Raw genomic sequence first — 25,932 nt, 5'->3', positions numbered from 1 at the left:
CCCGCGTCAGATCACGCAGCCCGCGTGGGCCAGGGCCTGCTTCAGCAGCACCCCGTGACCGCCCGGCATCTCGCTCTGCACCGCCTGCGACACGGCCTCCTGCGGGCTGAACCACACCAGGTCGAGGGCGTCCTGCCGGGGCCGGCAGTCGCCCGTCACCGGCACGATGTACGCCAGCGACACCGCGTGCTGACGGGGGTCGTGGAAGGGGGTGATGCCCTGCGTGGGGAAGTACTCCGCGACCGTGAACGGCTGCAGCGACGCCGGGACGCGCGGCAGCGCCACCGGGCCGAGGTCCTTCTCCAGATGGCGCAGCAGGGCGTCCCGGACCCGTTCGTGGTGCAGCACCCGGCCGGAGACCAGAGTCCGGCTGACCGTTCCGTCGGGCCCGATGCGCAGCAGCAGACCGACGCTGGTGACTTCACCGCTGTCGTCGACGCGCACGGGCACGGCCTCGACGTACAGGATCGGCATCTGGGCGCGTGCCATCTCCAGGTCGTCGGAGGACAGCCAGCCCGGCGTGGTTTCGGTCATGTCAGACATTGCTTGATCATACTTTCAGGGGTCAGGGCTTCACGGCCACCGCGCCGTACTGCGGGACCGCGACGGCGGAGTCGGAGGCGGCGTGCCACTGCGAGCAGGACACCAGGCCGGGCTCCACCAGTTCCAGTCCCTCGAAGAACGCGGTGATGTCCGCGGCGCTCCGGGCGGTGATCGGGGGAGTGGCGTTCGCGTTCCAGAACTCCATGGCCGGGACCTGCAGTTCGCCGCCGACCTCGGGGTCGTACGTGGGGTGGGTGAGGACCAGGAAGCTGCCGGAGGGCACCGCCGCCATGATCCGGCGGGTGATCTCCCTGGCCTTGTCGGTGTCGAGCACGAAGTTGAGGATCCCCAGCATCATCACCGCGACGGGCCGTGTGACGTCCAGGGTGCCGGCGGCGCGTTCCAGTATGGCGTCCGGGTCGTGCACATCGGCGTCGATGTAGTCGGTGGCGCCCTCGCGCGTGCCGGTCAGCAGGGTGCGGGCGTGGACGAGCACGATCGGGTCGTTGTCGACGTAGACGATCCGCGAGTCCGGCGCGATCCGCTGCGCGATCTCATGGGTGTTGTCCGCCGTCGGCAGGCCGGTGCCGATGTCGAGGAACTGCCGCACACCGCGCTCGCGGGTCAGATACGTCACCGCCCGGCCCAGGAAGTCCCGGTCCGCGCGGGCGATGTCCCGGATCACCGGGTTGATCGAGGCGACGTGGTCACCGACCTGCTGGTCGACCTCGTAGTTGTCCTTGCCGCCGATCCAGTAGTTCCACACGCGCGCGTTGTGCGCCACACCGGTGTTCAGCCTCGCCGAGCCGCTCGGCGGGGTGTGGCTCTCACTCACGGTCTCTCCCTCTCCCTTGCCCGTACGGCCGTGATCGGGCCGCCGCGGCCATTGTGCCGCGTGGTGATCACGTTGTCCCGCGAATGGGGGAGTGGAAAAGCCCTGTTGACGCGAGGTCATGTGTCCTCGGCCTGGCCGAGTGCGTCCTCGGCCACGTGTCTGTCGGTCGCCGCGCGGACCAACGCCGCCGCGAGGACGGCCGGTTCGGTGCGTCCCGCGAGGGAGAGGAGCCGGTCCGGGTCCTGCGGCAGCCCCAACCGCCGTGCGCCGTCAAGGGCCTTGGTGTCCAGCAGCGGCGCCGCCTCCGGCCAGACACGCTGGACCTCGCGCAGGAAGATGTCGGCGCCCGCCGGGCCCACACCGGGGAACTCCCGCAGCAGACGGCGCAGTTCGCCGACGTCGCCGTCCGCCTCCTCGCGGAGTCCGCGCAGGTCGCCGCCCCAGCGTTCGATCAGCAGCTCGGCTCCGTCGCCCAGTTGGGTCGCGGTGCGCTCGTCGTAGCGCCGGTAGCCGCCCCGGCCGAGCGCGTCCACCTTTTCCCGCCGGCCGGCCTCCGCCATGCGGCGGGGGTCGCGCAGCCCCGCCTCGTGCAGGGCACGGGCGGAGGCCACGGCGATCGACCCCTTGATACGGGCGCTGAGCAGATGGGCCAGCACCAGCAGCCGGTACAGCGGCTGAGGGGTGTCCTTCAGCCCGATGCCGGTCTCCTCCGCGTACGTCCGGCCGTGCGCGTCGACGAGGGCACGGACCACCCGCTCGTCCCGGCCGGCCACGGCGGTTACGGCTTGAGCGGGTCGTGGCCGAGGGTCATCAGACGGTGCCGACGGGGCGTGTCCTCGGCCACGGGCTCGTTCTCCGGGTCCGTCTGCGCCGTGACGGCGTCCACGACCTCCTCCATCACCCGCAGATCGTCCTCGGTGAGGTCGGTGCGGCGTTTCTGCAGGATGGCGAGGACGTGCTGTCCCGTCTCGCTGCCGGCCCGGTCCGGCAGCGGCTCGGTCGTCTCGTCGGCGTCACTCACCCGCAGCCAGGCCGCCAGTTCCGCCGAGGTCATGTTCACCACGCGGTGGAAGTCGTCCCACAGCGCGTCCATCTCGAGGGCGTCGCTCATGATGTGCCCCTTGTGTGCGTGTGTTTCGGTGCCGTGACGGTCAGGACTCGCCGGGGAAGTTCTCCGCCTCGAACATCCAGCGCTGCTTCTCCAGTTCGGCGGTGATCGAGATCAGCAGGTCCTGGGTGACCAGGTCCGCCTTCTCGGTGGCGTCGATGCGTTCGCGCAGGCGCACGACGGCCGCGCCGAGCGCCTCCGTCATCACCTCGACGGCCTGGGAGTCACGCAGCCAGCCCTCGTTCGGGGCCGGCAGCGAGAAGACCTTGGCGATGGTCTCCGGGCGGCCGTCCGGCGGCACACCGAGCGCCGCGGCCCGTTCCGCCACCGTGTCGGCGTGGGTGCGCGCGGCGGAGACCACCTCGTCCAGCTGGAGGTGGATGGAACGGAACCGCGGACCCACGACGTTCCAGTGCGCCTGCTTCCCGATCAGCGACAGCCCGAGCAGGTCCACCAGGGTGTCCTGGAGGGCCTCGCAGGAAACCCGGCGGGCCTCGTCGGGCAGGGTGCTCCTCACAACGGTCATGGGGTGCTGTTCCTCCTTCTCGAATCGTCCGTGGTCCGACGGAGCGGTGCCTCGCGCTCGTCCTCGCCGGTGCCGCCCCGGACGCCCGAGGCCGGACCGCTGTCGAGCGCGAAGCCGGGACACCGCGGGGTCGCCCGGCACCGCGCGCGGACGCGCTCGGCGGCGGCGAGGTCCCGCAGTGCCGGCCCCGTCGACCCGACGGGGAAGAACAGCTCCGTGTCCTCTCCCGCACAGGCCGCGCTCCGCAACCACTCCATGAACGCGCGGGTGCCCCTGGCCCCCGGGCGCAAACCCGGCCCATGGCCGGTGGGGAGCTTCCCAGGGAGCCGCCCGGCGGTCTATAGTCAAAAACTAGCGGTGCTAATTAAGAGTAGTCGCCGACCCCACAGCACAGCCATCGGCATCGGTCAGGAGTCCCCTCGTGCGTCCCGTCCACTTCGCGGCCGCCCGCCGCACCCCCATCGGCAAACTGCGCGGAGCCCTCTCCACCGTACGGCCCGACGACCTCGCCGCCGCCGTGATCCGCGGCCTGGTCGCCGACGTGCCCGAGCTGGACCCGGCCCGCGTCGACGAGGTCTACTGGGGCGCCGCCAACCAGGCCGGCGAGGACAACCGCAACGTCGCCCGCATGGCCGCGCTGCTCGCCGGGCTCCCCGAGTCCGTGCCGGGCGCCACGGTCAACCGGCTGTGCGCCTCCGGCCTCGAGGCCGTCACCACCGCCGCCCGCACCATCGCGGCCGGCGAGGCCGACATCGTCGTCGCCGGCGGCTCCGAGTCGATGAGCCGCGCCCCGTTCGTCCTGCCCCGTCCCGACGAGGCCCTCCCGCACCGCATGGAGACCGCCGACACCCGCCTCGGCTGGCGGCTGGTCAACCCCGCGATGAAGGACCTCCACGGGGTGCTGGCCATGGGCGAGACGGCCGAGGAGGTCGCCGCCCGGTACGGCATCCCGCGCGAACGCCAGGACGAGTTCGCCCTGCGCAGCCACCAGCGCGCCGCCGAAGCCCGCAAGAACGGCCACTTCGACGACGAACTCCTGCCCGTGACCCGCCCGGACGGGGTGGTCGTCGACACCGACGAGTGCGTCCGCGAGGACACCTCGATCGAGAAGCTGGGCCGGCTGAAGCCGGTGTTCCGCGCGGGCGGTTCGGTCACCGCGGGCAACGCCTCCCCGATGAACGACGGCGCCGCCGGCCTGATCCTGGTCAGCGAGGAGGCCCTGAACGAGCTGGGCCTGGAGTCGCTCGGCCGCTACGTCGCCGGCGCCTCCGCCGGCGTCCACCCGGACGTCATGGGCATCGGCCCCGTCCCCGCCACCCGCAAGGTGCTCGCCCGCGCCGACTGGGCGATCGGCGACCTCCAGGAGGCCGAGTTCAACGAGGCGTTCGCGGCCCAGGCCCTGGCCTGCGTCGACCAGCTCGGCATCGACCCCGGCCTGGTCAACCCCAGCGGCGGCGCCATCGCGCTCGGCCACCCGCTGGGCTGCTCCGGCGCCCGCATCCTCACCACCCTGCTGCACCGCATGCGCCGCACCGGCGCCGAACGCGGACTGGCCACCATGTGCGTGGGCGTGGGGCAGGGCAGCGCGGTGCTGGTCGAGAGGCACTGACCGGCGCCCCGGGCGCCATCGGGCGAGACGGTCCTTACCGGCGTCGATTGCCTGCGCATAGCATCTGTCCTCGCAATGAACATGATGACGCTCTGGCACCTCAACGGCTGGGAATTCGCCGCGCTCGCCTTCGCGGCCCTGCTCGTCGGCTTCTCCAAGACCGCCGTCAGCGGGGCCAACACGGTCAGCCTCGCCGTCTTCGCCGCCGTGCTGCCCGCCAAGGCCTCCACCGGCGTCCTGCTGCCCGTTCTGATCGCCGGGGACGTGCTCGCCGTCCTCACCTACCGCCGGCACGCCCACTGGCCCACGCTGTGGCGGCTGTTCCCGGCGGTCGCGGCGGGCGTCGTCGTGGGAACCCTGTTCCTGGTGTGGGCGGACGACGGGATCGTACGGGTCTCCATCGGGGCGATCCTGCTGCTGATGGCCGGGGTGACGGTGTGGCGGCGGCGGACGGCCGACGCGGGGAGGGAGCCCGACGGGGTCACCACCCGGGCCGGCCGCGCCAAGGCCCGCTCCTACGGCGTCCTCGGCGGCTTCACCACCATGGTCGCCAACGCGGGCGGTCCGGTGATGTCGATGTACCTGCTCTCCGCGGGCTTCCGGAAACTCGGCTTCCTGGGCACCTCGGCGTTCTTCTTCCTGATCGTCAACACCTCCAAGCTGCCCTTCAGCGCCGGCCTCGGCCTGATCGACGCCGACTCGCTCCTCCTCGACGCCGCGCTGGTGCTGTTCGTGGTGCCCGGCGCGTTCCTCGGCAAATGGGCGGTGAACAGGATCGACCAGCGGCTCTTCGAACGGCTGGTGATCGCGGCGACGGTGGTGGGCGGCGTCCAGCTACTGGTGCCCTGAGCGGGGCCCGGCCGGTTCGTTGCGCCCGTTCGGCCCGTCCGGGTCCGTGTGCGGTGCGGCCGGCCGCTGCGGGTCGTACGGGGCCTCGTACGGGCGGTGGAGCCGGCTCGGCGCGGCGGTGCGGCCGACCGTCGCCGCCAGCTTGCGCAGCCGCCGCCAGTCCAGTCGCGGCGGGGCCTGTGTGACGCCGGGCCGCCTGCGCGGGACCCGGACGCGCAGCGCGCCGGGTGCGATGCGGCAGTGGACGGGGGCGGGCAGGACCATGGCCTCCCCGTCGACCCCGGCCTCGATCTCCGCGCGGTCCGCCTCGACGACGACCTCGGTGGCGGTCACGATGGTGAGCCCGCTCGGCTCGGGGTTCAGCAGCAGGGCGGCGGCGCTGATGGCGCCCTCCAGCCTCACCCCGAGGACGCCGAGCGCGGCGGAGTCGAGCCGCTCCCGCCGCCCGAGGCCGAAGGGGTCGCCGGTGCGGTACGGATTGTTGCTGACCAGCACGGCCTGCGGCGCGGTGAGCGTCGTGTCCCCCGCGCGGGCCACCAGCCGGGGCCCCTGCTGGCCGGTGAGCAGGTCGGGCAGCATCTCCAGGCTGGTGCCTATCTTGTCGTCGCGGTAGGCGGGGCTCTGCACGATCGCCGCGTACGCGCCGAAGGAGGCGTTGTTCACGAACGGCTGCTCACCCGCGAAACCCAGGTCGACGCGGAGCTCGACACCGTCCGTGAGCGCGTCGAGACAGGCGGCCGGGTCGCCGCGGTCGAGACCGAGGTCCAGGGCGAAGTGATTGCGCGTCCCGGCGCTGATGACCAGGAACGGGATGTCGTGCTCCGCGGCCACGGCCGCCACCAGCGCCTGCGTGCCGTCGCCGCCGGCGGCGCCCAGCAGATCCGCGCCGTCCGCGACGGCGGCCCGGGCCAGCGCGGTGACGTCGTGCTGCCTGCCGGGTTCGAGCAGCACCACCCGGGCGCCCAGGCGCTCCGCCTTCTCCCGCAGCCGGAACCGGCCCACCTTGCCGCCGCCCGACCGGGGATTCATGATCAGCACCGGTCGCCGGGGCGGCGGCAGCCGCCGCTCCCGCACCTGGGCCTGTCCGCCGCCCGTGCCGCGCAGCGCGAACCGTCCGCTCCACACCGCCAGCCCCCACAGGGCCAGGGACACCGGCAGCGACCAGAACAGGGTCACGGCGAACAGGGCGATCAGCCCGGCCGGCAGACACACGGCGACCAGCGCGGACACCCACCGCAGCGGTCCCCGCAGGGTCAGTGTCCACCACAGGGCGGCCGCGCTGAGCCCCACTCCGGCGATCCCGCACACCAGCAGCAGCAGACCGCGCAGCCCGCCGTAGACGAGGGGGGTCGACACCGCGAGCGCGGCGGCGGCCAGCGCCCCCCGCGCCGCCCATCGCTGGGCGTGATAGCCCCGCCTGCTCCAGTCCACGGCCATGCTTCCTCCAGTCACCCGGCGTCATCGTAGGGCGTGTGCGTACGTGCGTGCGGCCGGATGCCGATCTTCGTCGGGCGGGCCGGTGCCGGTCGCGGCGTCCGGGCCTCGTACCCTCGGCGCCATGTCCCCCCACGTCCTGGTCCTCGGCGGCACCACCGAGGCACGCGCACTGGCCGGCGAGCTGTCCGTCCGCCCCGGCCTCAGGGTGACCACCTCCCTCGCGGGACGCGTGACCCGGCCGGGCGCGGTCGCCGGCGAGCTGCGCGTCGGCGGTTTCGGCGGAGCCCGGGGGCTCGCGGACTGGCTGCGCGAGCAGCGCGTGGACGCGGTGGTCGACGCCACGCACCCCTTCGCGGAGACCATCACGGCGAACGCGGCACGGGCCGCGACCGCCACCGGGCTGCCCCTGGTGGTGCTGCGCCGCCCCGGCTGGCAGCCGGGCCCCGGCGACCGCTGGCACCCGGTCCCGTCACTGGACGCGGCCGCCGACCTGCTGCCCCGGCTCGGACGCCGGGTCCTCCTCACCACCGGCCGCCTCGGCCTCGCGGCCTTCGCCCGTCTGACGGACCTGTGCTTCGTCGTCCGGTCGGTCGAGCCCCCCGAGCCGCCCGTGCCGCCGCACACGCGCGTGCTGCTGGCCCGCGGCCCCTTCACCGTGGCCGACGAGACGGCCCTCCTGCGCGACCACCGCGTCGACGTACTGGTGACCAAGGACAGCGGCGGCGCGGCGACCGCCGCCAAACTCACCGCGGCCCGCGACCTCGCCCTCCCGGTCGTCGTCGTTCGACGCCCGCCGCTGCCGGACGGCGTCGTGGCGGTCGAGGACGTACCGACGGTCCTGCGCCGGCTGGACACCCTCGTCCGGCCTTGAGGCCGGACGGCTCGCCTCGTGCCCGGCCCCGCAGCCCGCGCCCCGCCGCGCGGGACGCGGTCGGTCGTCACCTTCACCGAGGCCCGCAGCCCGGGCCTCCGGGCCGTCGTCGTGCGCCGCCCGCCCCCACCGTGCGGCGCGACCGCCGCCGGTGGCGTCCCGGGGCCCTGCGCCGGCCGTCCCCGGCCGGTCGTGACCGGCGGCCCGGCACTCCGCCCGGGTGCGCCCCGGCGGGCCGGCGGCCCGCCGTGCCCGACCGGCCGCTCAGCCCTCGGCCGGTCTGCGGCGCAGCAGGTACGTGTCCATGATCCAGCCCTTGCGCTCGCGGGCCTCCGCGCGGAGCCGCTCGATACGGGGAGCCGCCTCGGCCAGCGGCCCGGAGACGAGGATCTCGTCCGGCGTGCCGATGTAGGCGCCCCAGTAGATGTCGACGTCCTGGTCGGCGTACGCGCGGAAGCTCTGGTGGGCGTCCAGCATCACCACCACGTCGTCCACGCCCTCCGGGAACCCCTCGGCGAGCCGCCGCCCCGTGGTGATCTGCACCGGGCGGGCGACCCGGTTGAGCCCGGTCCGGTGCCGGGCGACGAGCGCCGACACACTGCTGATGCCCGGTACGACGTCGTAGTCGAAGGCGACACGGCCGCGCTCCAGGATTTCCTCGAGGATGCCGATCGTGCTGTCGTACAGCGCCGGATCCCCCCACACCAGGAACGCCCCGGTCTGGTCCTCACCCAGCTCCTCGGAGATCATCCGCTCGTAGATGTCCGCGCGGGCACTGCGCCAGTCCCCGACGGCGGGGGAGTAGGCCGATCCGCCGGCCGTCCGGTCCCGCTCCGGGTCACGTGCCTCGACGACGCGGTAGGCACCCCCCGGTACGTGCGTGTCGAGCATGTCCCGGCGCAGCCGGGTCAGGTCCGCCTTCGCCTCGCCCTTGTCCAGGATGAAGAACACGTCCGTGCTCCGCAGCGCCCTGACCGCCTGCAGGGTCAGCTGGTCGGGGTCGCCCGCGCCGATACCGATGACATGAATCTCTCGCACGCCCCCGAGTCTGCCGCACGCCACTGACCGTGCGCGCACCGCACCCGGTCCCTCCGTCAGGAGTCCCCACGCAGCCGGGGCGCCCGCGCCCCCGCGTCCACCGGGGCGCCCGCCTCCACCTCGGCGGCCAGCCCACGGGCCCAGGCGATCACGCCCGGGAGATCGATCCCGTGCGGCCGGTGGCCGGCTCCCGGGGCCCACGCCTCCGCCGCACCGGCCCCGCGCCGCAGCAGCCGCGCCCCGCCGGTGACGTTCCCGCGCGCGGCATGGGTGAGCCCCACGGCGAGCTGCGCCAGCCCCCGCCACAGCTCGCGCTCCTCCTCCGGCCCCGACTTCCAGGCGTCCTCGAACACCTCGTGCGCGTGGAACGGCTTCCCCTCGTCCAGCAGTCGCTGCGCCTCCGCGATGCTCTCCTCCGGCCGCCGCACCACCCCCTCGGGCTGCCGGGGCACCCCCGGTGCGCCGTACGGCAGGGGCCGTCCGAGTCCGTCCCGCGGCCGGGCGTTGCGCGCCCGCCCCTCACTGTCCCGGTCCCGCGCGGCGGCCGTCCGGCCCGACGACGTGCTCTCCATGCTGCCCATACGCCGATTGTCCCGCGCCCGCTCCGATTCGGGCCGCGCCGGGGGCGTGGGGTAAAGTGCTGTCCGCGCGATCACGCGGATTCACCCCGTGTGAGCGCACCGGGACGTGGCGCAGCTTGGTAGCGCACTTGACTGGGGGTCAAGGGGTCGCAGGTTCAAATCCTGTCGTCCCGACTTTGCGAAGTCGCGGTCCAGGGGCCATTCCAGCGAAGAGCTGGAATGGCCCCTGGCCGTTTCCGGGGCGCCGACCGGGGACAGGTGTCGTGGGGCCGCCGCGGTGACCGCGACGACGGGGCCGGGAGCGCTCCGTCAGGCCTGTTCGGTGAGGGGTTCGGGGGCGGTCCGTTCCGGTGTGCTCCGGCGCCTCGCGCCGTAGGCTGGCGCCGCCGGGCGCACGGCCCGGTCCGGAGCGGGCGGAGGGGACATGCCGGAGGAGCTGGCGCGGTTCGGACTCGGCGACGGGGATGCCGCGGTGTACGTGGCTTTCGAGGACCAGGATCCGGAGATCGTACGGGCCCGGAGCCGTGACCGGTCGGGGAACGGTGCCGTGGACGTCGCGGCGGGACGGTTCGAGGAAGGGCTCGACCAGGTCCGGCAGATGGCCGGGCGGACCCTGGAGCGGATGGTGTCGCTGCCCGCCCCGCCGTCGACGGTGGAGCTCGAGTTCGGGGTGAAGTTCAACGTGGAGACCGGTGCGGTGATCGCCCGTACCGGGGTCGAGGGGCACCTCAAGGTCAAGGTGGTCTGGGAGCGGGGCGAGCGGCCCCGACGGCCCGAGGAGGACGAAGCGCCCCCGGCCGGAGGCGGGAACGGGGACGGCGCGGCCGGGGGTCAGTCGGGCGCGCAGGCGGGGGCGGACGGCGAGGGCTGAGCCGCCGGCGGGACCGCGGGAGTGGCGACCGGCTCGGCCGCGGGGCTCGCCGTGGAGCCGCCCGCCACCGTCGCCCCGCCGGCGGGCACGGGCGCGGGCTTCGGCTCCGGCCCGGGTTCCCGAACGGGAGTGCGGGCCGCCGCCGGAACCGGGTCCGGGGTGTGCGCCGTCCCGGACCGGCTCTCCGTCGCCTCGTCCTGCTCCCCGGCCGTCTCCCGCGGCCGACGCTCCAGTTGACTCCGGTACAGCGTCGTGCGTCCCGTCACCGCCGACGCGCACAGGACCGCCAGCATGCCCGGCCCCAGGAGGGAGGCGTCCGCGACCATCTCCGTCGCCATGACCAGCACGCCGAGCGGCGCGTTGGCCACGGGGCCCAGGCAGGCCGCCATGCCCACCACCACGTACGGGAGCGGTCCGGCCGACGGCAGGTGCAGCGCCTCGCCGACGCGCCAGGCGAGCGCGCCCGTCCCCGCGCCCACGACCATGCACGGTCCGAAGATGCCGCCGGAGCCGCCGGAACCGACGGTCAGGGCCGTGCCCGCGATCTTCGCGAGCGGGATGGCGAGCAGCATCAGTACGGGAAGCCCGGCGACGAGTTCGCGGTCGGTGAGCGCCTCCATCAGGCCGTACCCCGTGCCGAGCACACCGGGCACCAGCAGCCCGAGGACGCCCACGAACAGGGCGGCGACCGCCGGGGCGGCGATCCTGGCCGGTACGGACCGGACGCGGTCCTCGGTGCGCAGGTGCACGGCGTAGAAGGCGCCGGTGTAGAGCCGGCCGGCCAGTCCGCACAGCAGCCCGGTCACGGCGATCAGGACGAAGTCGCCGGCCCCGAAGCCCGGTCCGTCCGCCGAGTGCCGCCCGAGGACGGGCGCGAAGCCGTAGCACGCGCCGAAGACCAGCCAGCCCGCGCAGGCCGCCACGAGCGCCTTCGGCAGCACCCGGGCGTCCATCTCCCTGCGGTACAGGAGCTCCGCGCCGAGCAGCGCCCCGCCCAGCGGGGCCTGGAAGATCGCGCCGACGCCCGAGGCGAGACCGATCACCAGGGCGGTGCGGGCCTGTCGCCGGGACATGCCGGTGCGACGGGCGATCACCGAGCCGAACGCCGCCGAGATCTGCGCGGCGGGCCCCTCCGTACCGCCCGAACCGCCGGAACCGAGGGTCAGCGCCGACGCGACGAGCTTCACCACCGTCGTCCGGCCGCGCATCCCGGACGGGCCGTGGTGGGCGGCGGCGATCGCGGAGTCCGTCCCGTGCCCGCGCGCCTCGGGGGCCAGCCAGACGGCGAACGCGGTGGCGAGGAGCGCACCCCCGGCGGCCACCAGCGGAACGGCCCAGGGGCGTTCGGACGGGACCAGTTCACGGAAGCCGCCCTCGGCGGAGGTCCGGTACGGGCGGAATCCGGCGATGTTTTCGAGGAGTAACTCGGTACACAGATGCAGGAGTCCGAACAGCGCCACCGCGCCCAGCCCCGCCACCGCGCCGATCAGCAGGGCCGGCACGATCCAGCGGGACAGCGGGTCGGCCGAGGCCTCCGGGGAGGGGAAGAGCCGGGCCACGGACCGTGGCAGGGGGTGATCGGTGGTGGAGCGAGGGCCTGTGGTCTTTCGCTTCCAACTCATCGGAACTCCCTGGCTGTTCGGGCCGCGTCGCACGTATTGTGGCCCAGGGGGAGGCAGGCCCGCGCCATCGCCGCGCCGCCTCGATCGCACTGTCGATGAATCGGTCATCTGTTTGGCGGGGTCGATAGGTGGCCATGACAGGTAGAGGAGCCCGCACAGCTCCGCGCACGACGAGGCGCAAAGACACCGGAGGCGGGCGGGCCGTGGGACACGCGCGCGACAGGGGGAGTGCATGAGGGCCGGTCCACTCGAGCGAGGTCCGGACGTCGTACCGCCCGCGAGGGCGCCGGAACCGATGGACCGGACGGAACCGGCGGATCTGCCGGATCTGCCGGGGGTTCCCTGTCTTCCGGATCTCCCGGATCTCGCGGGGCTTCCGCTGGAGGAGCTCCTCGACGCGCCGAACCCGGTGCTCGCCCGCGCCGCCCGGCGCGTCCTCGACCGGCTGATGGCCGAGGAGGCGCCGCTCGCCGCCTACAACTCGTCCGCCGTGCCCATCGACGACCCCCCGGTGTGACCGTGCCCGAGCGGTCCCGGCCGCCGCTCCCGTTCCGGGAGTTCCTGGTCAAGGTGCACAGCCGCTGCAACCTCGCCTGCCGCTACTGCTACGTGTACGAGAGCGAGGACCGGGGCTGGCGCACCCAGCCGGTCGTAATGGCCCCCGCGACGGCCGGGCGGCTCGTCCTGCGGATCGCCGAGCACGCCCGCCGCCACGCCCTCCGTTCCGTCCGGGTGATCCTGCACGGCGGCGAACCCCTGCTCGCGGGCGGGGAGTTCCTCGCCCGGTTCGTCCGCGGACTGCGGGCCGCGCTGCCCGCCGCCACCCGCGCCGAGGTGGCCCTCCAGACCAACGGCACCCTCCTCGACGAGACGGTCCTGAGGCTCTGCCGTACGGAGGACATCCGGATCGGTGTCAGCCTGGACGGCCCGCCCGCCGTGCACGACCGGTACCGCCGCGACCCGGCCGGCCGCGGCAGCCACGCCCGGGTGGCCGCCGTGCTGGAACTCCTCGCCCGCCCGGAGCACCGTCCGCTCTGGAGCGGACTGCTCACCACGGTCGACCCGACGACCGACCCGCTCACCACGTACGACCACCTGCTCTCGTACGACCCGCCCGCCCTCACCTTCATCCTGCCGCTCGGCAACTGGACCGTCCCCCCGCCCGGCCGCGTCCCGGACCCGGCCCGGACCCCGTACGCCGACTGGCTCGTCCAGGTCTTCGACCGCTGGTACGGAAGCGCGGGCCGGGCGCCGCGCGTCACCCTCTTCGAGTCGGTGATCGACCTGCTGCTCGGCGGCGCCTCCGGCAGCGAGGTGATCGGCGGCGGCCCGAGCCGGCTCGCCGTGATCGACACCGACGGTTCGCTCACGCTCTCCGACCATCTCAAGACCACCTACGACGGGGCCGACCGTACGGGACTCAGCGTGCACCGTGACCCGTTCGACGCGCTGCTCCGCCACCCGGGCGTCGCGGCCCGCCAGGCCGGCCGGGCGGGGCTCTGCGCCGGCTGCCGGGCCTGCCCGCTGGTCGCCGTGTGCGGCGGTGGCCACTACCCGCACCGCTACCGGGCGGGATCCGGCGGCGCGGGTCACGACAACCCGTCCGTGTACTGCCCCGACCTCGCCCGGTTCATCGGCCATGTGGCACGGACCGTCGCCGCCGACTTCCCGACGACGGCGAAGGCGGTGACGAGGACAGGGGCGGCGGCGAAGGCAGAGCAGACGGCGGGGCGGACTCCGGGCCGCCGGGGCGCGGAGCACGGCCGATGAGCACCCGGTCCCTGTCCCCGCGCGCTTCCCGGCAGGATTTCTGGGAGTCCCTGGCCGCCGGTACCCCCGGTCCGGCCGTCCTCGCCGCTCTGCGCACCGCCCGCCGCAACCGCAACCTCCTGCTGCTCCGCGTCGCCCACCGGTGTCACCGGGCCGACCCGCACTGGGCGGCGGCGGTGGCCCTGCTCGCCGAGGTCCGGCGCGCCCGGCCGGAGGTCTTCGCCGAACTGCTCGGCGACCCGGAGGCCGGCGCCTGGCTCGCACGGCACGCCCCTCCCCGCGTCGCCGAGGCCGGTGCCGCGCGCGGCACCGGCCGCGAACCCGCTGCCGGACTCGCCCGTCTCGCCGCCGCGGCGGCCCTCCGCGCCGGGCTCCGCTTCCGGATCCGGGTGCCGGTCGCGGACGGTACGGCGCTGGTTCTGCCCGGGCTCGGCGCTGTCCTCTTCCCGGCCCCGGGCCCCGGTGCCGCCACCGTCCTGTGCGACGGGAGCGGCGCCGCGGCCGTACGGGACGGAGAGCGGCCGGTACCGCTCCACGGCGCCCCGGCGGCCGGGCCCGACGGCACCGGGGGCTGGTTCCCCGTGCCGCGGCTGCGCCTCGGCGGCCGGGCCGCCGTACGGCTCGACACCCTCGACCCGCTGCGGCTCGGCGGCCCCGCGCCCCTGCCTCCCCGCCCCCTGCCGCCCGCCGAGCACGCGGGTTGGGTCCGCCGGCTCGACGGCATGTGGCGCTTGCTGACGGAACGCCACCCCGAGCGGGCGGAGACGGTCGCGGAGGTGCTGCGCGTGCTCGTGCCGCTCACGGAGGAGGACGGAACCGGCTGGCGCAGTGCCTCGTTCGGCGACGCGACCGGACGGGTCGCGCTCTCCCCGGTCGACGACCCGGCCGAACTCGCCGCGGACCTCGTCCACGAGACCCAGCACTCGCTGCTCTACGCCGCCATGGACCTCGTCGAACTGCTCGACTCCCCGCCCGGAGCCCGGGCCGACGCCCCCTGGAGCGATCGGCCCCGCCCGCCTGCCGCGCTGCTCCAGGGCAGCTCCGCCTTCCTCGTCACGGCCGGCTTCTGGCGCACCGAACTGCGGCTCGGCGACCCCGCCGCCCGGCGGCTGTACGAGCACAGCCGGCGCGCCGCCGCGACCGCCCTCGCCACCCTCACCGCCCACGACGACTGGACGACGCAGGAGGGCCGGCGGCTACTCGGTGCCCTGCGCGCCGTCCTCGCCTCGTGGGAGGAGCGGGACCGCCGGGAAGAGCGGGACCGTCGCCCGCTCCCGTGAGGCCGCCGCCCGGCCCACGGGAGCGGGCGAGGGCCCCGCGGGTGCCGGGGCGTCACAGCGGGGGCGGCTCGATGTCGCACTCCGCACGTCGCCCGGCCTCCGCCGACAGCGTCTCCCCGTGCTCGGCCCCCAGGGTTTCGTGGTAGCGGCGCACCACCGAGGCCAGCAGCTCCGCGCCCCGCTCCTCCTCCCCGCAGGACACGAGGTCGAGCGACACGTTCCGCAGGGCGGCCAGGGTCGCCGGATGCCGGTCCCCGTAGCGCTCCTCCAGGGTCCGGGCGCACCGCTCGCCCAGATCGCGCGCCGCCTCGTGCTCGCCCGTCCTGGCCAGCCCCGTCGCCAGGTTGACGTGCGCGAGCAGCGCCCACGGATGCGTCTCGTGCAACACCCGTTCGAGACCGGGCGCGGTCTCCTGGTCGAGCCGGAGCGCCTGCGGGAACTTGCCCACCGCGCGCAGCGCGGCACCGTGGTTGACGGCCGCCACGTGCGTCAGCGGGTGCTCGGTGCCGAGCACCGTACGGTACCGCTCCAGGGCCTGCGCGCCCTGCCGCTCGGCGGCCTCGGCGTCGCCCGTCAGCCGCAGGTCGTTGGCGAGGTTGGCGAACGCGGCGAGCGTGTCGATGTGCATCGGCCCGAGGATCGCCACGTACAGGTCGAGCACCTCCTCGGCCAGTGTCCGCGCCCGGTCGAACCGACCGGCCTTGCGGCAGGTCACCGACATGTTCTTGATCGCCCGCATGGTGTGGGGATGCCGGTCGCCGTACTGTGCGCGGTACTGCGCGAGCGTCTGCTCCTGGAGCTCCAGAGCCGCCGCGTACTCGCCGCACTCGCGCATGTCGCGGGCCACGTTGTTGACGGAGAAGAGAGTGGAGAGCGCGGTGGCGCCGAGGACCGTGCGGAGGTCCTGGTGGACGCGCCGGTCGAGGTCCAGGGCCTCCCCGTAGCGCCCGTTGACGCGCAGGCTCACCCCGTAGTTGTGCCCGGCCCGCAGGGTGAACGGGTCCTGCGCCCCGTACATGTTCACGCTGCGCCGGTACGCGTCCTCGTCCAGCTCCAGGGCGTCCGCGAACCGGCCCGCCGTCCGCAGGTCGGCGGCGAGTACTCCGGCGGCCGTGAGCGTGTACTCGTGGTCGTCGCCCACCGTCTCCCGGAGCCGCCGCAGCACCTCCTCGCTCAGCGGCCGCGAGACGGCGAACTCGGCCAGCTGCCAGTGGGCGCTCGCCCGGTGCCGCGTCGCCCACAGGGTCTGGAGGTCGTCCACGCCCAGGAACGACTGCCAGTCCGTGCTGATCCGCTCGCCGAGCTGCGCCGCTCCGCGCAGCACGCCCCGCGCCAGCAGATAGGTGATCATGTTGATCGCGGTGTCCCGGATGTGCCGGTCCTCGCAGCGAGGCAGCCCCGTCGGTTCCAGGTGCGGAAGGATGTCGGCGTAGTTCTGCCAGTGCTCGGACCGCTGGGTGTCGCCCGGGTCGTGCGCGGCGATGACCTGGTGCACCAGGTGCCGCATCTCGCTCTGCTCCGGTGCCGGCAGTTCGTCCTGGAGGACCGCTCGCACCAGTCGGTGCATCTGCACCGTCCCGGCCACGTTGTCGACGGTGAGCAGCGAGAACTGGTTGATCGCCCGGATGGCACGGCCCCGGGACAGCGGGTCGCGGGCGAGCCGCATGAGCGCCGGGGGCAACGGCAGCATCCTGGCGTCGTGCAGAAAGTCCAGTGCCACCGGCTCGGGCCCGAAGAAGGCCAGCAGACGCAGGAGTTCGAGCGCGCCCGGCGCCTGCGTGGCCAGCGTCTCCATGGAGGCCCGCCACACCACCGCCACCGGCAGGGTGATCGAGTCGACCCCCTCGGCCAGCACCTCGGCCCGTCGCTGCTCGATCATCGTCAGGAAGTCCGGCACCGCGATGCCGGTCTGCCGCTGCAGCGCCGCGCACTGTTCCAGGGCGAGCGGCAGATCGCCGAGGAGTTCGGCCAGCTGGTCCGCCTGCTCCGGACCGGCCCAGGGCGCGCGCGCCCGCAGGAAGTCCAGGCTTTCGGCGCGGGTGAACACGTCCACCTTGGTCGCGAGCACCCGGTCCGACCAGCCGGCGTGGCGCGAGGTGATGAGGATGCGTCCGGTCCCCTCGGAGTCGCCGATCAGTGACGGCAGGTACGGGATGACCTCGTTGGGCTGTCCCGCGTTGTCGAACACCAGCAGCCAGCGGCTGTGCGGCGCGCCCGAGGCCAGCGCTGCCAGCACACGCGCCACCGTGTCGCTCTGCCGGTCCGGCACCAGGCCGAGTTCCGGCGCCAGCATGGTCAGCTGGGCGCGGATCACCGCGGGCTGCTCGGCGTCGATCCACCACACCCGGTCGTACTCGTGCCGGTGCAGCTGGACGTACTTCAGGGCGAGCTGCGTCTTGCCGACGCCCCCGAGGCCGTGCAGCGCGTGCGGCAGGACGGCGGCCCGTGTGCTCGCCCCCAACTGCCGGTGCAACTCGGCCAGTTCGTTCTCGCGCCCGGCGAAGTGCGGATTGGGCAGGGGTACGGAACGGGGTGAGCGGGACTGGCCGGAAGGGGCCGGTCCCGTGGTGCCGGTGCCGGTGCCGGTGCCGGTGCCGGTGTCGCCGGGGCCGGGGGACGTGACACCCGGTGCGGTGCCTCCCGCCGCTGGGGGTTCCATGGTGACGGTGTCCTTTGCGTTCGGGGGCGTTGTGCCGTTGTCCTGGGGGGAGCCGGCTCCGGCTCCGGCCTCGCTTCCGGAGTGAGGGCCGTCTCCTTCTCCACCCGCCCCGCCGTCCGCGGGCCCGCCGGTCCGCGAGGCGCCGTCCGCCGGAGCGCTCCCCGCCGGGTCCTCCTCCGCCGTCACCCCTTCCCCGGTGGTGACCGGACCGAACGGAGCCGTCCCCCGAACCGGGTCCCAAACCGCACCATAGGGTGGACCGAGCGCCTTGAGCGCGGGCCCCGCGGCGTCGAGGAGTTCGCGGTCCAGATCGGTGAGGGTGTCCGCCTCGGGCCTCTCCCGGCTGCCGATCACGGTGCGCAGCAGGTCCGGCCGGGCCCCGACCGCACGCCCGGCCAGCGCGGAGGTCTCCTGGAGCGTGCGCAGCAGCTCGGTGCGGCCCAGCCCGCGCAGCAGCCGGGAGCGCACCCCGTCCAGGAACTCGAACATGTACTCCTCGCCGGTCCGCCCCTGGGCGGCCGTGGTGCGCAACGCGAGCAGTCCGCCCAGCAGGATCTCCGCGAACGGCAGCGGTCCGCCGGCCGCCACCGGCCCCTGCCGCACCGCCTCCACCACCTCGGGCCGCAGCGGCACCATCGCGAGCCGGGCCGCCAACCGCCGCGCGGCCGGGGAGGCGTGCCGCAGGAACCGCCGCACCGCCAGGTCCGGCGGAACCGGACGGCGCCGCTCCTCCCAGGTGAACGGAGGCAGACAGTGCGGCGTGAGCCCCTGCTCGTCCACCAGCAGCGAGGTCGTTTCGGTCCACGGCAGAGCGCCCCCGGTCACCATCCGGGCCCAGCCCGTGAACCAGCCGGGTTCCAGCTCCAGCACGGGCACGGGGACGGGCAGCGGATCGGCCGGGTCGCTGTCGCGGGGCCGCTCCCACCGGCCGTACCGCAGCAGTTCGAGACGGGAATTGGGGAGCCCCGGCGCGAAGGCGCGCACCCGCAGGTCCATCGGCACGCCGTCGCAGAGATCCCACAGATGGGTCGGAAGCGGCTGCAGCACGGCGACGGGCGCGCGCCTGCCCCAGGTGTGCAGCAGCCGGGGCACGGCCCCGCCCGCCCAGGCGTCGCCCACGCAGTCGCTCATCACCAGGACGATCCGGCGCCCGTCCGGATGGAACAGTTCGGCGGGGCTGTGCCGAAGCCCCCCGTCGGCCGAGCACAGCACCGCGTGCTTGCCGTCCCGGGTGTCCAGCGACCAGAGCCGTACGTCGGCGAACGCGCCCTGGGTGCGCAGCAGTTCGGCGAACGCGCGAGCCACCGGCTGCCACACCGTCATGGACACGCTGCGCTCCACGACGAGGGCCACTTCGAACCAGCGGTCGGGTGGCCGGGTGAGCACCGGGTGCCATTGGCCGGTCTCGGCCGCCCGTACGGCGGTCGCCTCCTCGTCCAGCACCCGTCGCCGGGAGCCGCCCGGCAGCCGGCGATTGAGCGGCCGCAGGGCCCGGGCCAGGCCCCGGGCGTCGCGGAGCGCGCCGGGTAACTCCTCCCCGGTGACGGCCCCCCGGCCGGAGGAGAGCGTGTGGGAGATCCGGGGGAGGGCGGGCAGCGGGCCGTCGGGAACGGCCGGGCCGGTGGCGCCGGCGCCGGGAGCGGGGGGACCGTGCGCCGTCGCCGTCGCCGTTCCGCCCGCGCCGTTCCCGGGATGCGTCCCGTCGTCCGTTCCGGTGTCCGTTCCTGTGCCGGTGTCCGCTGCTTCGGATGTGTCCTCCGGCGTAGGGGGGGCTCCGGAAGGACCGCCGGGGGCCGCGCCGGTTTCGCGGCCGTCGACGCCCGGACCGCCCGTGTCCCGGTCGCCCGTGTCCCGGTCGTCGGTCTCCCGGTCGGGGCCCGGTGGGCCCTCCTCCTGCCCGATCACCTCCGCGAGCCAGAGCGCCTCCGCCCATTCGCGGGCCGTGGGCTCTGCGGAGCCTTCGGGTCCGGTCATGGTGAGGTGTCCGAGGACAGGTTCCGCCAGAGGGCGTCGCGCAGTTGCAGCCAGGAGGTGTCGTCCGCCTCGGCGGCGCCGTTGGTGAGCATGTGCACGGTGTTGAGCAGCTGGTCGATGGCGAGGTCGGCGCTGTCGCCCCGCTGTTCCACGAACTCCCGCACCAGCTCCCGCGTCCGCTCGTCGAGCGCCCCGCCGAAGTGGGAGGCGACCATCGCGGCGAGCCGCTGCCCGTCCGGTGCGGGCATCCGCACCTCCAGACACCTGCGGCGAAAGGCGGGCGGGAAGTCGCGCTCCCCGTTGCTGGTGATCACCACGATGGGGAACTCGGCGCAGCGCACCCGGCCCGCCGTCACGGTGACCCGGTGGTCGTGGTCGGCGGTGGCCACCTCCACCTGGCGCCGCGACTGGGTGAGCCGCTCCAGCTCGGGGACGTGGTATTCGCCCTCCTCGAAGATGTGCAGCAGGTCGTTGGGGAGGTCCACGTCGCTCTTGTCCAGCTCGTCGACGAGGAGCACCCGGGGCCGCCGCCACGGCAGCAGGGCCGTCCCCAGCGGGCCGAGCGTGAGGTAACGGCCGATGCCGGGCAGCGGGCCGTCCCCGGTGGGGGAGCGGCGTCCCGGCTGCGGGGCGTCCTGGACCCGGCCGATGGCGTCGTAGTCGTACAGACCGTCGCGGAGCGTGGTGCGGCTGACCACCGGCCACCACAGCACCCTGCCCAGCCCCAGCTCGGAGGCGATCTGGTGGGCGAGGGAGGACTTCCCGGTGCCCGGCGCGCCCGTGACGAGCAGCGGGCGGCGCAGATGGATCGCGGCGTTGACGACGTGCAGCGTCTTCGGGGCCAGCGTGCCGCCGCGCCGCCTGCCGAGCCGGCGCCGGGTGTCCTGGTCGTCGGCGGGCAGCGGCACGTCCAGCGGACCGCGTTCGGACTCCGGCCGGAAACGGCGCCAGGCCGGCGGCGGGGGGAGCTTCGGCAGCACCTCGTCCTGCGGTGAGCGGTGCTCACCGGTGTCCCGGAAGACCCACCAGCCGGGGACGGAGGATCCGTCGGTCCCACCCGCGCCGTTCGTGCCGCCCGTCACGCGGTGCACGGTCCCGCTCATCGCAAGCCACCCCCGGTCGACGGATGCCCCAATGCGGAGTCCGCCCCCTCCAGTCCGTCACGGCCGTCCCACACTAGGCTGATGTGCCGATGCAGGTCCAGAACGGAGAAGACCTCCGCGTCCGGCCCCACTTCCCCCCTCAGCATCCTTACCCGCTCGGGCAGTTCCATGAGCCTGCCGGCCAGTACTTTCCGTGTCTTTCGTTCCGCCTCCGGATGGCCGCCCACCTCGCGCACCGCCACGATCACCGGCATCCCCATCTCCAGCAGCACGTTGACCGCGTCCCCCTCCAGACCGCCGGTGTACGGGGGAGGTTCGAGGAACAGCCAGCCGAGCTGCTCGCGGTCGTGACGCAGTTGACGGAGCAGTTCCACCGGCCGCAGCCGCTCGCCGTACGGCACCACGCGTACTGCGGCCGACTCGAAGGCGGTCTCCGGGGCGGTGGTGAGGAGGTCGGACCGGGCGTGGAGCCGCGGACGCCAGTGCGGCTTCGCCCACCGGTCCCGGCTGCGGACCAGGACCGTGTGGTCGGCGCCGATCGGACGGGCCACCGAGTCCGGCGGCCGGGCCATGATCTGGTCCACCGGCAGCCACAGAAGCGGCCTCGGCAGCAGGAACTCGACCACCATTCCCGCGCTCAGCTCCCCGAGCTCCTGTACGCAGGACAGATAGCGGCCCGCGACCTCGCCCTCCATCGCGGCCCGTGAGGAAAGCTGCACCGGCTCGCCGTACGGTCGTGCCCCGTCGGGGCCGGGCGGCACCACCCAGGACCGCACGGTGTAGAGGTCGGGCACGGGCGTGCGCGCGGTGATCTCCAGGAGGAGCCGGTACGGGGAGAGCGGCCGGCCGGCCCGGGCGGCCACCTCGTCGCGCAGCCGGGCCAGCCGCTGCGGACTGCGGCAGCCCAGATGGGCGGCGACCTGCCCGCTCCAGGCGTGCAGCCGGGCCCGGAGCGGGGTGTCCTCCAGGACGGCGACGGTCTCGACGAAGACGAGCAGGGGGTGTGGCTCGTTCTCCCAGCCGTACGGCAGGTCCTCGAAGACCGCCAGCAGGGCCGAGACCTCGCCGTGCCGCTCGTCGTGACCCCGGCCGGAGCCCCGGTCCCCGGGGGCGGCGGGGCCGGCGCCGGTCTCGTGCAGGACGCGCAGGGCGAGGGGGCGTAACCGGGGCGCCTGATCGCAGGATTCCAGGAGTTCGCACAGGGTCCGGCGGTGGTGCGGCTCCAGGAGGTCCGAGGGGAAGAGCTGCCTGTGCAGCCGCTCCACCGTCCGCCAGCTGGTCGTCTTCCGGTGGCCGCGGGAGAACTCCTCCAGATAGACGGCCAGCCCGCCCGGATGGTCGGCGCAGTAGGCCAGTTCCAGGGCGAGCGCCTCCACGGTGGCGCCCTCGGGCGAGCGCGGGGCCGCCCCGTACTCCGAGGCGACCCGCTGAAGCGCCGCCCGCCGGGCCGAGGCGGTGTCCGTGGACGAGCGCTGGAGCCGGAGCATCTCGTTGGCCAGCGCCCAGTACGGATCGCGGGAGCCGCTCATCGGGCGGCCCCGCCGCCGGCCCCCGGCGCACGCAGCCGGGCGACCTCGCGGTCGAACTCCCGCATCGGCAGCGAGCGCGACTCGTACCAGCGCAACGCCGCCGCGAACCGGTCGATGCCGTCCTCGTACTCCAGACAGAGCCCGAGCACCGCCCGGGCGTCGTTGATCAGGACCCCGGTGCGCTCGACATGGAAGGCGATGTGGTCCCCGGTGTCCCGCAGCACCCGCTCTCGGCGGTGCGGGTCGGCGAAGCTCCGCACCTTCACGAGCACCCGGGCGAGATCCCGCTCGGCGCTGGGCGGCCAGGGCGGCGGAAGGACGCCCTCCGCGCCGGGACCGCGGTCCGGTCCGTACGGACCGGGGTAGCCGGCCGGGTCGTGCGGGCCGGGGTAGCCGGCCGGGTCGTGCGGGCCGGGGGCGCCGTCCGGGGCGTACGGGCCGTCCGGCCGGTGCGCGTGGGGACCGGATCCGCGGGGCCCGTCGGTGCCCGGGGCCCCGTCCGCCCCGGCGGCGGGGCCGGTCACCGCGTCCGCGAGGTCGGGGCAGTACCGTACGACGACCTCGACCGGTATGAGCCAGCCGGTGCGGCGCTCCGCGCGGGTGTCCTCCGCGACCACCAGGCCGATCACGTACCCGGAGTCGTCCACGACCCCCGCCCCGCTGTAGCCCTGCCGCAGCCGGTCCCCGGCCTCGCTCGCCGCCTCGAGCTGCATCCACTCGGGGCTCAGCCCGCCGGACCCCACCAGCCGCGCCCGCAGCCACAGCCCGGCGGGCGCGCCGGCGACCTGCCCGAAGGCCCGGACGATCCGGTCGCGGGCGGGGCCGCACGGCCGCAGCCCTGCGGGCCGGCAGTCGACCGGGGCGTCCCCGTACAGGTCGAGCACCGCGACGTCGGCCCGCTCCTCGTCCGGCGGAGCCCAGCCCCGGGGCGCGACTCGGGCGCGCACCGGCCCGGCGCCGGGCGCGAGGGAGCCGGGGAAGTCCACCGTGAGTTCCGCCTCCCGCGGGTCCCCGGCATCGGGACCGAGCGCTCCTTCCACGACGTGCGCGCAGGTCACCACCCTGTTACCGGCCACGAGCACCCCTGCGCCGGCCGGTGTCCCCCGTGCGTCCAGGATCCGTACGCGCCATGACTCCGCGAGTGAATGTTCCACCCCTGCCCCCCGTTTCCCGCTCCGCGAGCCTCCGCCACGCACCCCGTCCGCCGGGGTCGGGCACGGCCGCGGTGAACCAGGTGCTGGAGGCGCGCGTGTTACGGCCATGCTAAGCAGCAATACCCGGTCGGCGTCCCGACAAGACGTCTGAATCGGACGGGAGGGCCGAAGGGTGGCCGAAATGCCGCCGTCGCGGTTTCCGCGGGCCGGGACGGCCGGTGACGGGGCGCCGGCCGGCCAGGGGGTGCCGGCCCGGCAGTCCGGCCACGAGCCGCCGATCGTTCCGCCGGCCGGGACCTGCGCCGGTACGGTCCACTGTTCGAGGCATTCGCCGGCCCGCCCGGCGACGCCGGGGGCGCGGTTCGGCCGGTACCGGACGGTGTCGTTCGACAGCCTGAGGGCGAACACGCTCCCGCGCGGCCCTCCTGGCGTCGGCCGGCCCGCCGCCCTGCGCGTGTCCCACCCGCACGGACCTGCTGGACCCGACGTCACCCGGTCAAGTCCGGTACTCGTTCACCGCAGTGCGATCCGGGCCGCGACCGGCAGGTGGTCGCTGCCGGTCGCGGGCAGGGTGCGGATATGGGGGACGGTCGCCGAGCGGGCCATGACCTGGTCGATCCTGGCCAGGGGGAGGGCGGCGGGAAAGCTGAGGGCGAAGCCCCGTTGCGCCACGCTCATCCGTGAGGTGAGCGGGGCCAGCCCGCGGTCGTTGACCGTGCCGTTGAGGTCGCCCAGCAGGATCACCGTTTCCAGCGGCTCGGCGGCGACGGCCCTGCCCAGCAGGCCGGCGCTCTCGTCGCGCCGGGAGGACGCGAGGCCGCCCGCCCCCACACGGACCGAGGGCAGGTGCGCGACGTACGCCGCGATCTCACCGTGCGGCGTGTGGACCACGGCCCGCAGTCCGCGACTCCAGGGTTCCGTGATGCCTCGCGGTCTGACGTCCAGGAGCCGGGTGTCGGTGAGCGGATGCTTCGACCACAGTCCGACGGTGCCCCGGACCGCGTGGTACGGGTAGTCCGGGGCGAGCGTCTTCTCGTACACCGCGAGCGCCGGGGGCACCAGTTCCTGCAGCGCGACGAGATCGGGTCCGACGGCGGCCAGGGCGCGGGCCGTGCCCGCCGGGTCGGTGTTCTCGTCACTGACGTTGTGCTGCACCACGACCAGGTCGTGCGGGCCGGGCTCCCCGGCGGGCAGGAGCAGCCCACCGAAGTGGTACGTCCAGGCCGCCGTCGGCAGGAGCAGCGCCACCAGGGCGGTGGCCGAACGGCGCAGCAGGGCCCAGCCGAACAGCACGACGATCACCGGCCCGAGCCACGGCAGGAACGTCTCCAGCAGACTGCCCACCCGGCCCACGGAGTTGGGCACCACCCGGTGGAACGCCGACAGCCCGGCCGTCAGCACCGCGAGCGCGGCGGGCACCCGCCCCCGCGTCCACACCCACCGGCGCCACGCCCCTCGGGTCACTGCTGCTCGTTCCACCTGGTTTTCCGTCCGCTCGACTCGTTGTCCAGGACGAACCGCGGAGCGGATCAGTTTCCGTTTCGCCTCGACGCACCGCAAGGACGCTTGACCTGGAGCGCTCTTCAAGCGGAAGACTCCCGGTCCGTGCCCCGACGACGGGGTACGGGAACGGGAGGGAACAGGCTGCCGGTCCTCCCGCCGGCCGGGGTGTCGTCACCGGTGCAGCCGGAGGAGAACCTGGCGGCGGTGGACCTGGAACTGTCGGCGGAGCAGCGGGCCCGGCTGGACGCGGCGCACTGAACCGCCTCATGGTCTGACCAGCAGCTGGAAGTCGAACGAGTACCGGGACGCACGGTAGATGTGGGTCCCGTACTCCACCGGCCGGCCGGTGTCGTCGTAGGCCGTGCGCTGCATGGTGAGCAGGGCGGCGCCCTCCTTCTCGTCCAGCCGGGAGGCCTCCGCCGCGGTGGCCGCGCGGGCGCCGACGGTCTGGCGGGCGCTGTGCAGGGTGATGCCGGCCGAACGCATCATCCGGTACAGGCCGGTCGCTTCGAGCCGGGCGCTGTCGAGGCCGAGCAGGCCCGACGGGAGGTAGTTGCACAGCAGGGCGACCGGCTGTGCACGGGTGCAGCGCAGGCGTTCCAGCAGGACGACCTCGGCGCCCTCGGCCAGTCCCAGGGCGACCGCCACGTCCGCCGGCGCCTGCACCGTCTCGTTGCGGATCACCCGCGTGGTCGGGCCCTGCCCGGCCGTCTCCAGGTCGTCGTAGAGACTGCTCAGTTCCAGGGGGCGCCTGACCTGACTGTGCACCACCTGCGTGCCCACCCCGCGCCGCCGGACCAGGAGTCCCTTGTCGACGAGGGACTGGATGGCCTGGCGGACGGTGGGCCGGGACAGGCCGAGCCGCACGGACAGGTCGACCTCGTTGCCCAGCAGGTTGCCGGGGGCGAGGACGCCCTGCTCGATCGCCGCCTCCAGCTGCTGCGCGAGCTGGTGGTACAGCGGCACCGGACTGCCCCGGTCCAGGGCGAAGTCCAGGGTGCTCAGCGCGGGTCCGGTCGCGGCACGTGCGGGGTCGCCGGTCTTCGCCATGGACGTACCTTCCTGTAGCA

General features: G+C 74.5%; 23 protein-coding genes, 1 tRNA gene and 1 pseudogene. 9 read left to right on the top strand and 16 right to left on the bottom strand.

Features of this window, described 5'->3' with window-relative positions; translation table 11 throughout:
- Positions 1-6 precede the first annotated feature (6 nt).
- From ACFV5H_RS29715 to ACFV5H_RS29690, 6 genes are all read right to left on the bottom strand, one after another.
- The gene (locus ACFV5H_RS29715; protein WP_030868386.1) at positions 7-534 is read right to left on the bottom strand and encodes an NUDIX hydrolase family protein; all 528 of its coding nucleotides are present in this window, start codon (positions 532-534) and stop codon (positions 7-9) included.
- A gap of 31 nt (positions 535-565) precedes the next feature.
- Positions 566-1,378, bottom strand: coding sequence for an SAM-dependent methyltransferase (locus ACFV5H_RS29710; protein ID WP_385198069.1), 813 nt, complete (start codon positions 1,376-1,378; stop codon positions 566-568).
- Positions 1,379-1,494: 116 nt separating this feature from the next.
- A complete protein-coding gene (locus ACFV5H_RS29705) occupies positions 1,495-2,151 on the bottom strand; it encodes an endonuclease (protein WP_385198068.1) in 657 nt (218 codons plus the stop codon).
- Between the two features lie 5 nt (positions 2,152-2,156).
- A complete protein-coding gene (locus ACFV5H_RS29700; protein WP_385051248.1) occupies positions 2,157-2,489 on the bottom strand; it encodes a DUF3140 domain-containing protein in 333 nt (110 codons plus the stop codon).
- A gap of 40 nt (positions 2,490-2,529) precedes the next feature.
- Positions 2,530-3,012, bottom strand: a complete 483-nt coding sequence (locus ACFV5H_RS29695) for a Dps family protein (protein ID WP_385051250.1) — start codon at positions 3,010-3,012, stop codon at positions 2,530-2,532.
- Positions 3,009-3,269 carry a WhiB family transcriptional regulator gene (locus tag ACFV5H_RS29690; RefSeq protein WP_385198067.1) on the bottom strand — a complete coding sequence of 87 codons (261 nt, stop codon included), beginning with the start codon at positions 3,267-3,269 and terminating at the stop codon, positions 3,009-3,011. The genes ACFV5H_RS29695 and ACFV5H_RS29690 overlap by 4 nt, the downstream gene beginning before the upstream one ends.
- Positions 3,270-3,433: 164 nt before the next feature.
- Between ACFV5H_RS29690 and ACFV5H_RS29685 the strand changes: the two genes are divergently transcribed.
- Together ACFV5H_RS29685 and ACFV5H_RS29680 are read left to right on the top strand one after the other, a co-directional pair.
- Positions 3,434-4,621 (top strand): thiolase family protein, encoded by a 1,188-nt coding sequence (locus tag ACFV5H_RS29685; RefSeq protein ID WP_385051254.1) that lies wholly within the window; start codon positions 3,434-3,436, stop codon positions 4,619-4,621.
- Positions 4,622-4,696: 75 nt separating this feature from the next.
- Entirely contained in the window at positions 4,697-5,470 is a 774-nt protein-coding gene (locus ACFV5H_RS29680) for a sulfite exporter TauE/SafE family protein (protein WP_385051256.1), read from the top strand.
- Here the strand turns inward: ACFV5H_RS29680 and ACFV5H_RS29675 are convergent.
- A complete protein-coding gene (locus tag ACFV5H_RS29675) occupies positions 5,456-6,907 on the bottom strand; it encodes a diacylglycerol/lipid kinase family protein (RefSeq protein ID WP_385051307.1) in 1,452 nt (483 codons plus the stop codon). The genes ACFV5H_RS29680 and ACFV5H_RS29675 overlap by 15 nt on opposite strands.
- Positions 6,908-7,028: 121 nt before the next feature.
- On the opposite strand from ACFV5H_RS29675, the gene ACFV5H_RS29670 reads away from it, so the two are divergent.
- Positions 7,029-7,778, top strand: a complete 750-nt coding sequence (locus tag ACFV5H_RS29670) for a cobalt-precorrin-6A reductase (protein WP_385198065.1) — start codon at positions 7,029-7,031, stop codon at positions 7,776-7,778.
- A 264-nt stretch (positions 7,779-8,042) separates the two neighbouring features.
- Here the strand turns inward: ACFV5H_RS29670 and cobF are convergent, their stop codons facing one another.
- Together cobF and ACFV5H_RS29660 are read right to left on the bottom strand one after the other, a co-directional pair.
- Positions 8,043-8,816, bottom strand: a complete 774-nt coding sequence (gene cobF, locus ACFV5H_RS29665) for a precorrin-6A synthase (deacetylating) (RefSeq protein ID WP_383340449.1) — start codon at positions 8,814-8,816, stop codon at positions 8,043-8,045.
- A gap of 56 nt (positions 8,817-8,872) precedes the next feature.
- Positions 8,873-9,397 carry a DUF309 domain-containing protein gene (locus ACFV5H_RS29660; RefSeq protein WP_385051260.1) on the bottom strand — a complete coding sequence of 175 codons (525 nt, stop codon included), beginning with the start codon at positions 9,395-9,397 and terminating at the stop codon, positions 8,873-8,875.
- A 100-nt stretch (positions 9,398-9,497) separates the two neighbouring features.
- On the opposite strand from ACFV5H_RS29660, the gene ACFV5H_RS29655 reads away from it, so the two are divergent.
- A tRNA-Pro gene (locus ACFV5H_RS29655) sits at positions 9,498-9,571 on the top strand.
- 250 nt (positions 9,572-9,821) lie between these two features.
- On the top strand, positions 9,822-10,268 hold the full coding sequence (locus tag ACFV5H_RS29650) for a CU044_2847 family protein (RefSeq protein ID WP_385051262.1): 447 nt from the start codon (positions 9,822-9,824) through the stop codon (positions 10,266-10,268).
- On the opposite strand, the gene ACFV5H_RS29645 is transcribed toward ACFV5H_RS29650, so the two are convergent.
- Positions 10,229-11,890 (bottom strand): chloride channel protein, encoded by a 1,662-nt coding sequence (locus ACFV5H_RS29645; protein ID WP_385198064.1) that lies wholly within the window; start codon positions 11,888-11,890, stop codon positions 10,229-10,231. The two genes, ACFV5H_RS29650 and ACFV5H_RS29645, sit on opposite strands and share 40 nt — an antisense overlap.
- Before the next feature lie 295 nt (positions 11,891-12,185).
- Between ACFV5H_RS29645 and fxsA the strand changes: the two genes are divergently transcribed.
- Genes fxsA through ACFV5H_RS29630 form a run of 3 tightly spaced genes read left to right on the top strand, consistent with a single transcriptional unit; the run spans position 12,186 to position 14,940 of the window.
- The gene (gene fxsA / locus ACFV5H_RS29640) at positions 12,186-12,407 is read left to right on the top strand and encodes an FxSxx-COOH cyclophane-containing RiPP peptide (RefSeq protein WP_385051266.1); all 222 of its coding nucleotides are present in this window, start codon (positions 12,186-12,188) and stop codon (positions 12,405-12,407) included.
- 2 nt (positions 12,408-12,409) lie between these two features.
- Positions 12,410-13,660 carry an FxsB family cyclophane-forming radical SAM/SPASM peptide maturase gene (locus tag ACFV5H_RS29635; RefSeq protein WP_385051268.1) on the top strand — a complete coding sequence of 417 codons (1,251 nt, stop codon included), beginning with the start codon at positions 12,410-12,412 and terminating at the stop codon, positions 13,658-13,660.
- Positions 13,657-14,940, top strand: coding sequence for an aKG-HExxH-type peptide beta-hydroxylase (locus ACFV5H_RS29630; protein WP_385051270.1), 1,284 nt, complete (start codon positions 13,657-13,659; stop codon positions 14,938-14,940). The genes ACFV5H_RS29635 and ACFV5H_RS29630 overlap by 4 nt, the downstream gene beginning before the upstream one ends.
- 52 nt (positions 14,941-14,992) lie before the next feature.
- Here ACFV5H_RS29630 and fxsT read toward each other — a convergent pair whose 3' ends face one another.
- From fxsT to ACFV5H_RS29605, 5 genes are all read right to left on the bottom strand, one after another.
- The gene (gene fxsT / locus ACFV5H_RS29625) at positions 14,993-19,573 is read right to left on the bottom strand and encodes an FxSxx-COOH system tetratricopeptide repeat protein (RefSeq protein ID WP_385198063.1); all 4,581 of its coding nucleotides are present in this window, start codon (positions 19,571-19,573) and stop codon (positions 14,993-14,995) included.
- Entirely contained in the window at positions 19,570-20,676 is a 1,107-nt protein-coding gene (locus ACFV5H_RS29620) for an AAA family ATPase (protein ID WP_385051273.1), read from the bottom strand. Before ACFV5H_RS29620 ends, fxsT begins: the two co-directional genes overlap by 4 nt.
- Positions 20,673-22,205, bottom strand: coding sequence for a hypothetical protein (locus tag ACFV5H_RS29615; protein WP_385051275.1), 1,533 nt, complete (start codon positions 22,203-22,205; stop codon positions 20,673-20,675). Before ACFV5H_RS29615 ends, ACFV5H_RS29620 begins: the two co-directional genes overlap by 4 nt.
- On the bottom strand, positions 22,202-23,467 hold the full coding sequence (locus tag ACFV5H_RS29610; RefSeq protein ID WP_385198061.1) for a trypsin-like peptidase domain-containing protein: 1,266 nt from the start codon (positions 23,465-23,467) through the stop codon (positions 22,202-22,204). The genes ACFV5H_RS29615 and ACFV5H_RS29610 overlap by 4 nt, the downstream gene beginning before the upstream one ends.
- Positions 23,468-23,872: 405 nt before the next feature.
- Positions 23,873-24,778: an endonuclease/exonuclease/phosphatase family protein gene (locus tag ACFV5H_RS29605; protein WP_385198086.1), complete on the bottom strand. Its 906-nt coding sequence runs from the start codon at positions 24,776-24,778 to the stop codon at positions 23,873-23,875.
- A 216-nt stretch (positions 24,779-24,994) separates the two neighbouring features.
- Here ACFV5H_RS29605 and ACFV5H_RS29600 point away from each other — a divergent pair.
- Positions 24,995-25,120: pseudogene (locus ACFV5H_RS29600) on the top strand (aldo/keto reductase); the annotation flags it as partial.
- A gap of 6 nt (positions 25,121-25,126) precedes the next feature.
- Here ACFV5H_RS29600 and ACFV5H_RS29595 read toward each other — a convergent pair.
- Positions 25,127-25,912 (bottom strand): GntR family transcriptional regulator, encoded by a 786-nt coding sequence (locus tag ACFV5H_RS29595; protein ID WP_385051277.1) that lies wholly within the window; start codon positions 25,910-25,912, stop codon positions 25,127-25,129.
- Between the last annotated feature and the right edge of the window lie 20 nt (positions 25,913-25,932).

Origin of the sequence: Streptomyces sp. NPDC059787 (genome assembly GCF_042732315.1) — a bacterium.
Taxonomy (GTDB): Bacteria; Actinomycetota; Actinomycetes; order Streptomycetales; family Streptomycetaceae; genus Streptomyces; species Streptomyces atrovirens.
This window is presented reverse-complemented; position numbering and strand designations above follow the sequence as displayed.

Coding starts and splice junctions, on each gene's coding strand:
- ACFV5H_RS29715 (WP_030868386.1), bottom strand. CDS start 534: ATGACCGAAACCACGCCGGGCTGGCTGTCCTCCGACGACCTGGAGATG.
- ACFV5H_RS29700 (WP_385051248.1), bottom strand. CDS start 2,489: ATGAGCGACGCCCTCGAGATGGACGCGCTGTGGGACGACTTCCACCGC.
- ACFV5H_RS29695 (WP_385051250.1), bottom strand. CDS start 3,012: ATGACCGTTGTGAGGAGCACCCTGCCCGACGAGGCCCGCCGGGTTTCC.
- ACFV5H_RS29690 (WP_385198067.1), bottom strand. CDS start 3,269: ATGGAGTGGTTGCGGAGCGCGGCCTGTGCGGGAGAGGACACGGAGCTG.
- ACFV5H_RS29680 (WP_385051256.1), top strand. CDS start 4,697: ATGAACATGATGACGCTCTGGCACCTCAACGGCTGGGAATTCGCCGCG.
- ACFV5H_RS29675 (WP_385051307.1), bottom strand. CDS start 6,907: ATGGCCGTGGACTGGAGCAGGCGGGGCTATCACGCCCAGCGATGGGCG.
- ACFV5H_RS29670 (WP_385198065.1), top strand. CDS start 7,029: ATGTCCCCCCACGTCCTGGTCCTCGGCGGCACCACCGAGGCACGCGCA.
- ACFV5H_RS29660 (WP_385051260.1), bottom strand. CDS start 9,397: ATGGGCAGCATGGAGAGCACGTCGTCGGGCCGGACGGCCGCCGCGCGG.
- ACFV5H_RS29650 (WP_385051262.1), top strand. CDS start 9,822: ATGCCGGAGGAGCTGGCGCGGTTCGGACTCGGCGACGGGGATGCCGCG.
- ACFV5H_RS29645 (WP_385198064.1), bottom strand. CDS start 11,890: ATGAGTTGGAAGCGAAAGACCACAGGCCCTCGCTCCACCACCGATCAC.
- fxsA (WP_385051266.1), top strand. CDS start 12,186: ATGGACCGGACGGAACCGGCGGATCTGCCGGATCTGCCGGGGGTTCCC.
- ACFV5H_RS29630 (WP_385051270.1), top strand. CDS start 13,657: ATGAGCACCCGGTCCCTGTCCCCGCGCGCTTCCCGGCAGGATTTCTGG.
- fxsT (WP_385198063.1), bottom strand. CDS start 19,573: ATGACCGGACCCGAAGGCTCCGCAGAGCCCACGGCCCGCGAATGGGCG.
- ACFV5H_RS29620 (WP_385051273.1), bottom strand. CDS start 20,676: ATGAGCGGGACCGTGCACCGCGTGACGGGCGGCACGAACGGCGCGGGT.
- ACFV5H_RS29615 (WP_385051275.1), bottom strand. CDS start 22,205: ATGAGCGGCTCCCGCGATCCGTACTGGGCGCTGGCCAACGAGATGCTC.
- ACFV5H_RS29610 (WP_385198061.1), bottom strand. CDS start 23,467: ATGGCCGTAACACGCGCGCCTCCAGCACCTGGTTCACCGCGGCCGTGC.
- ACFV5H_RS29595 (WP_385051277.1), bottom strand. CDS start 25,912: ATGGCGAAGACCGGCGACCCCGCACGTGCCGCGACCGGACCCGCGCTG.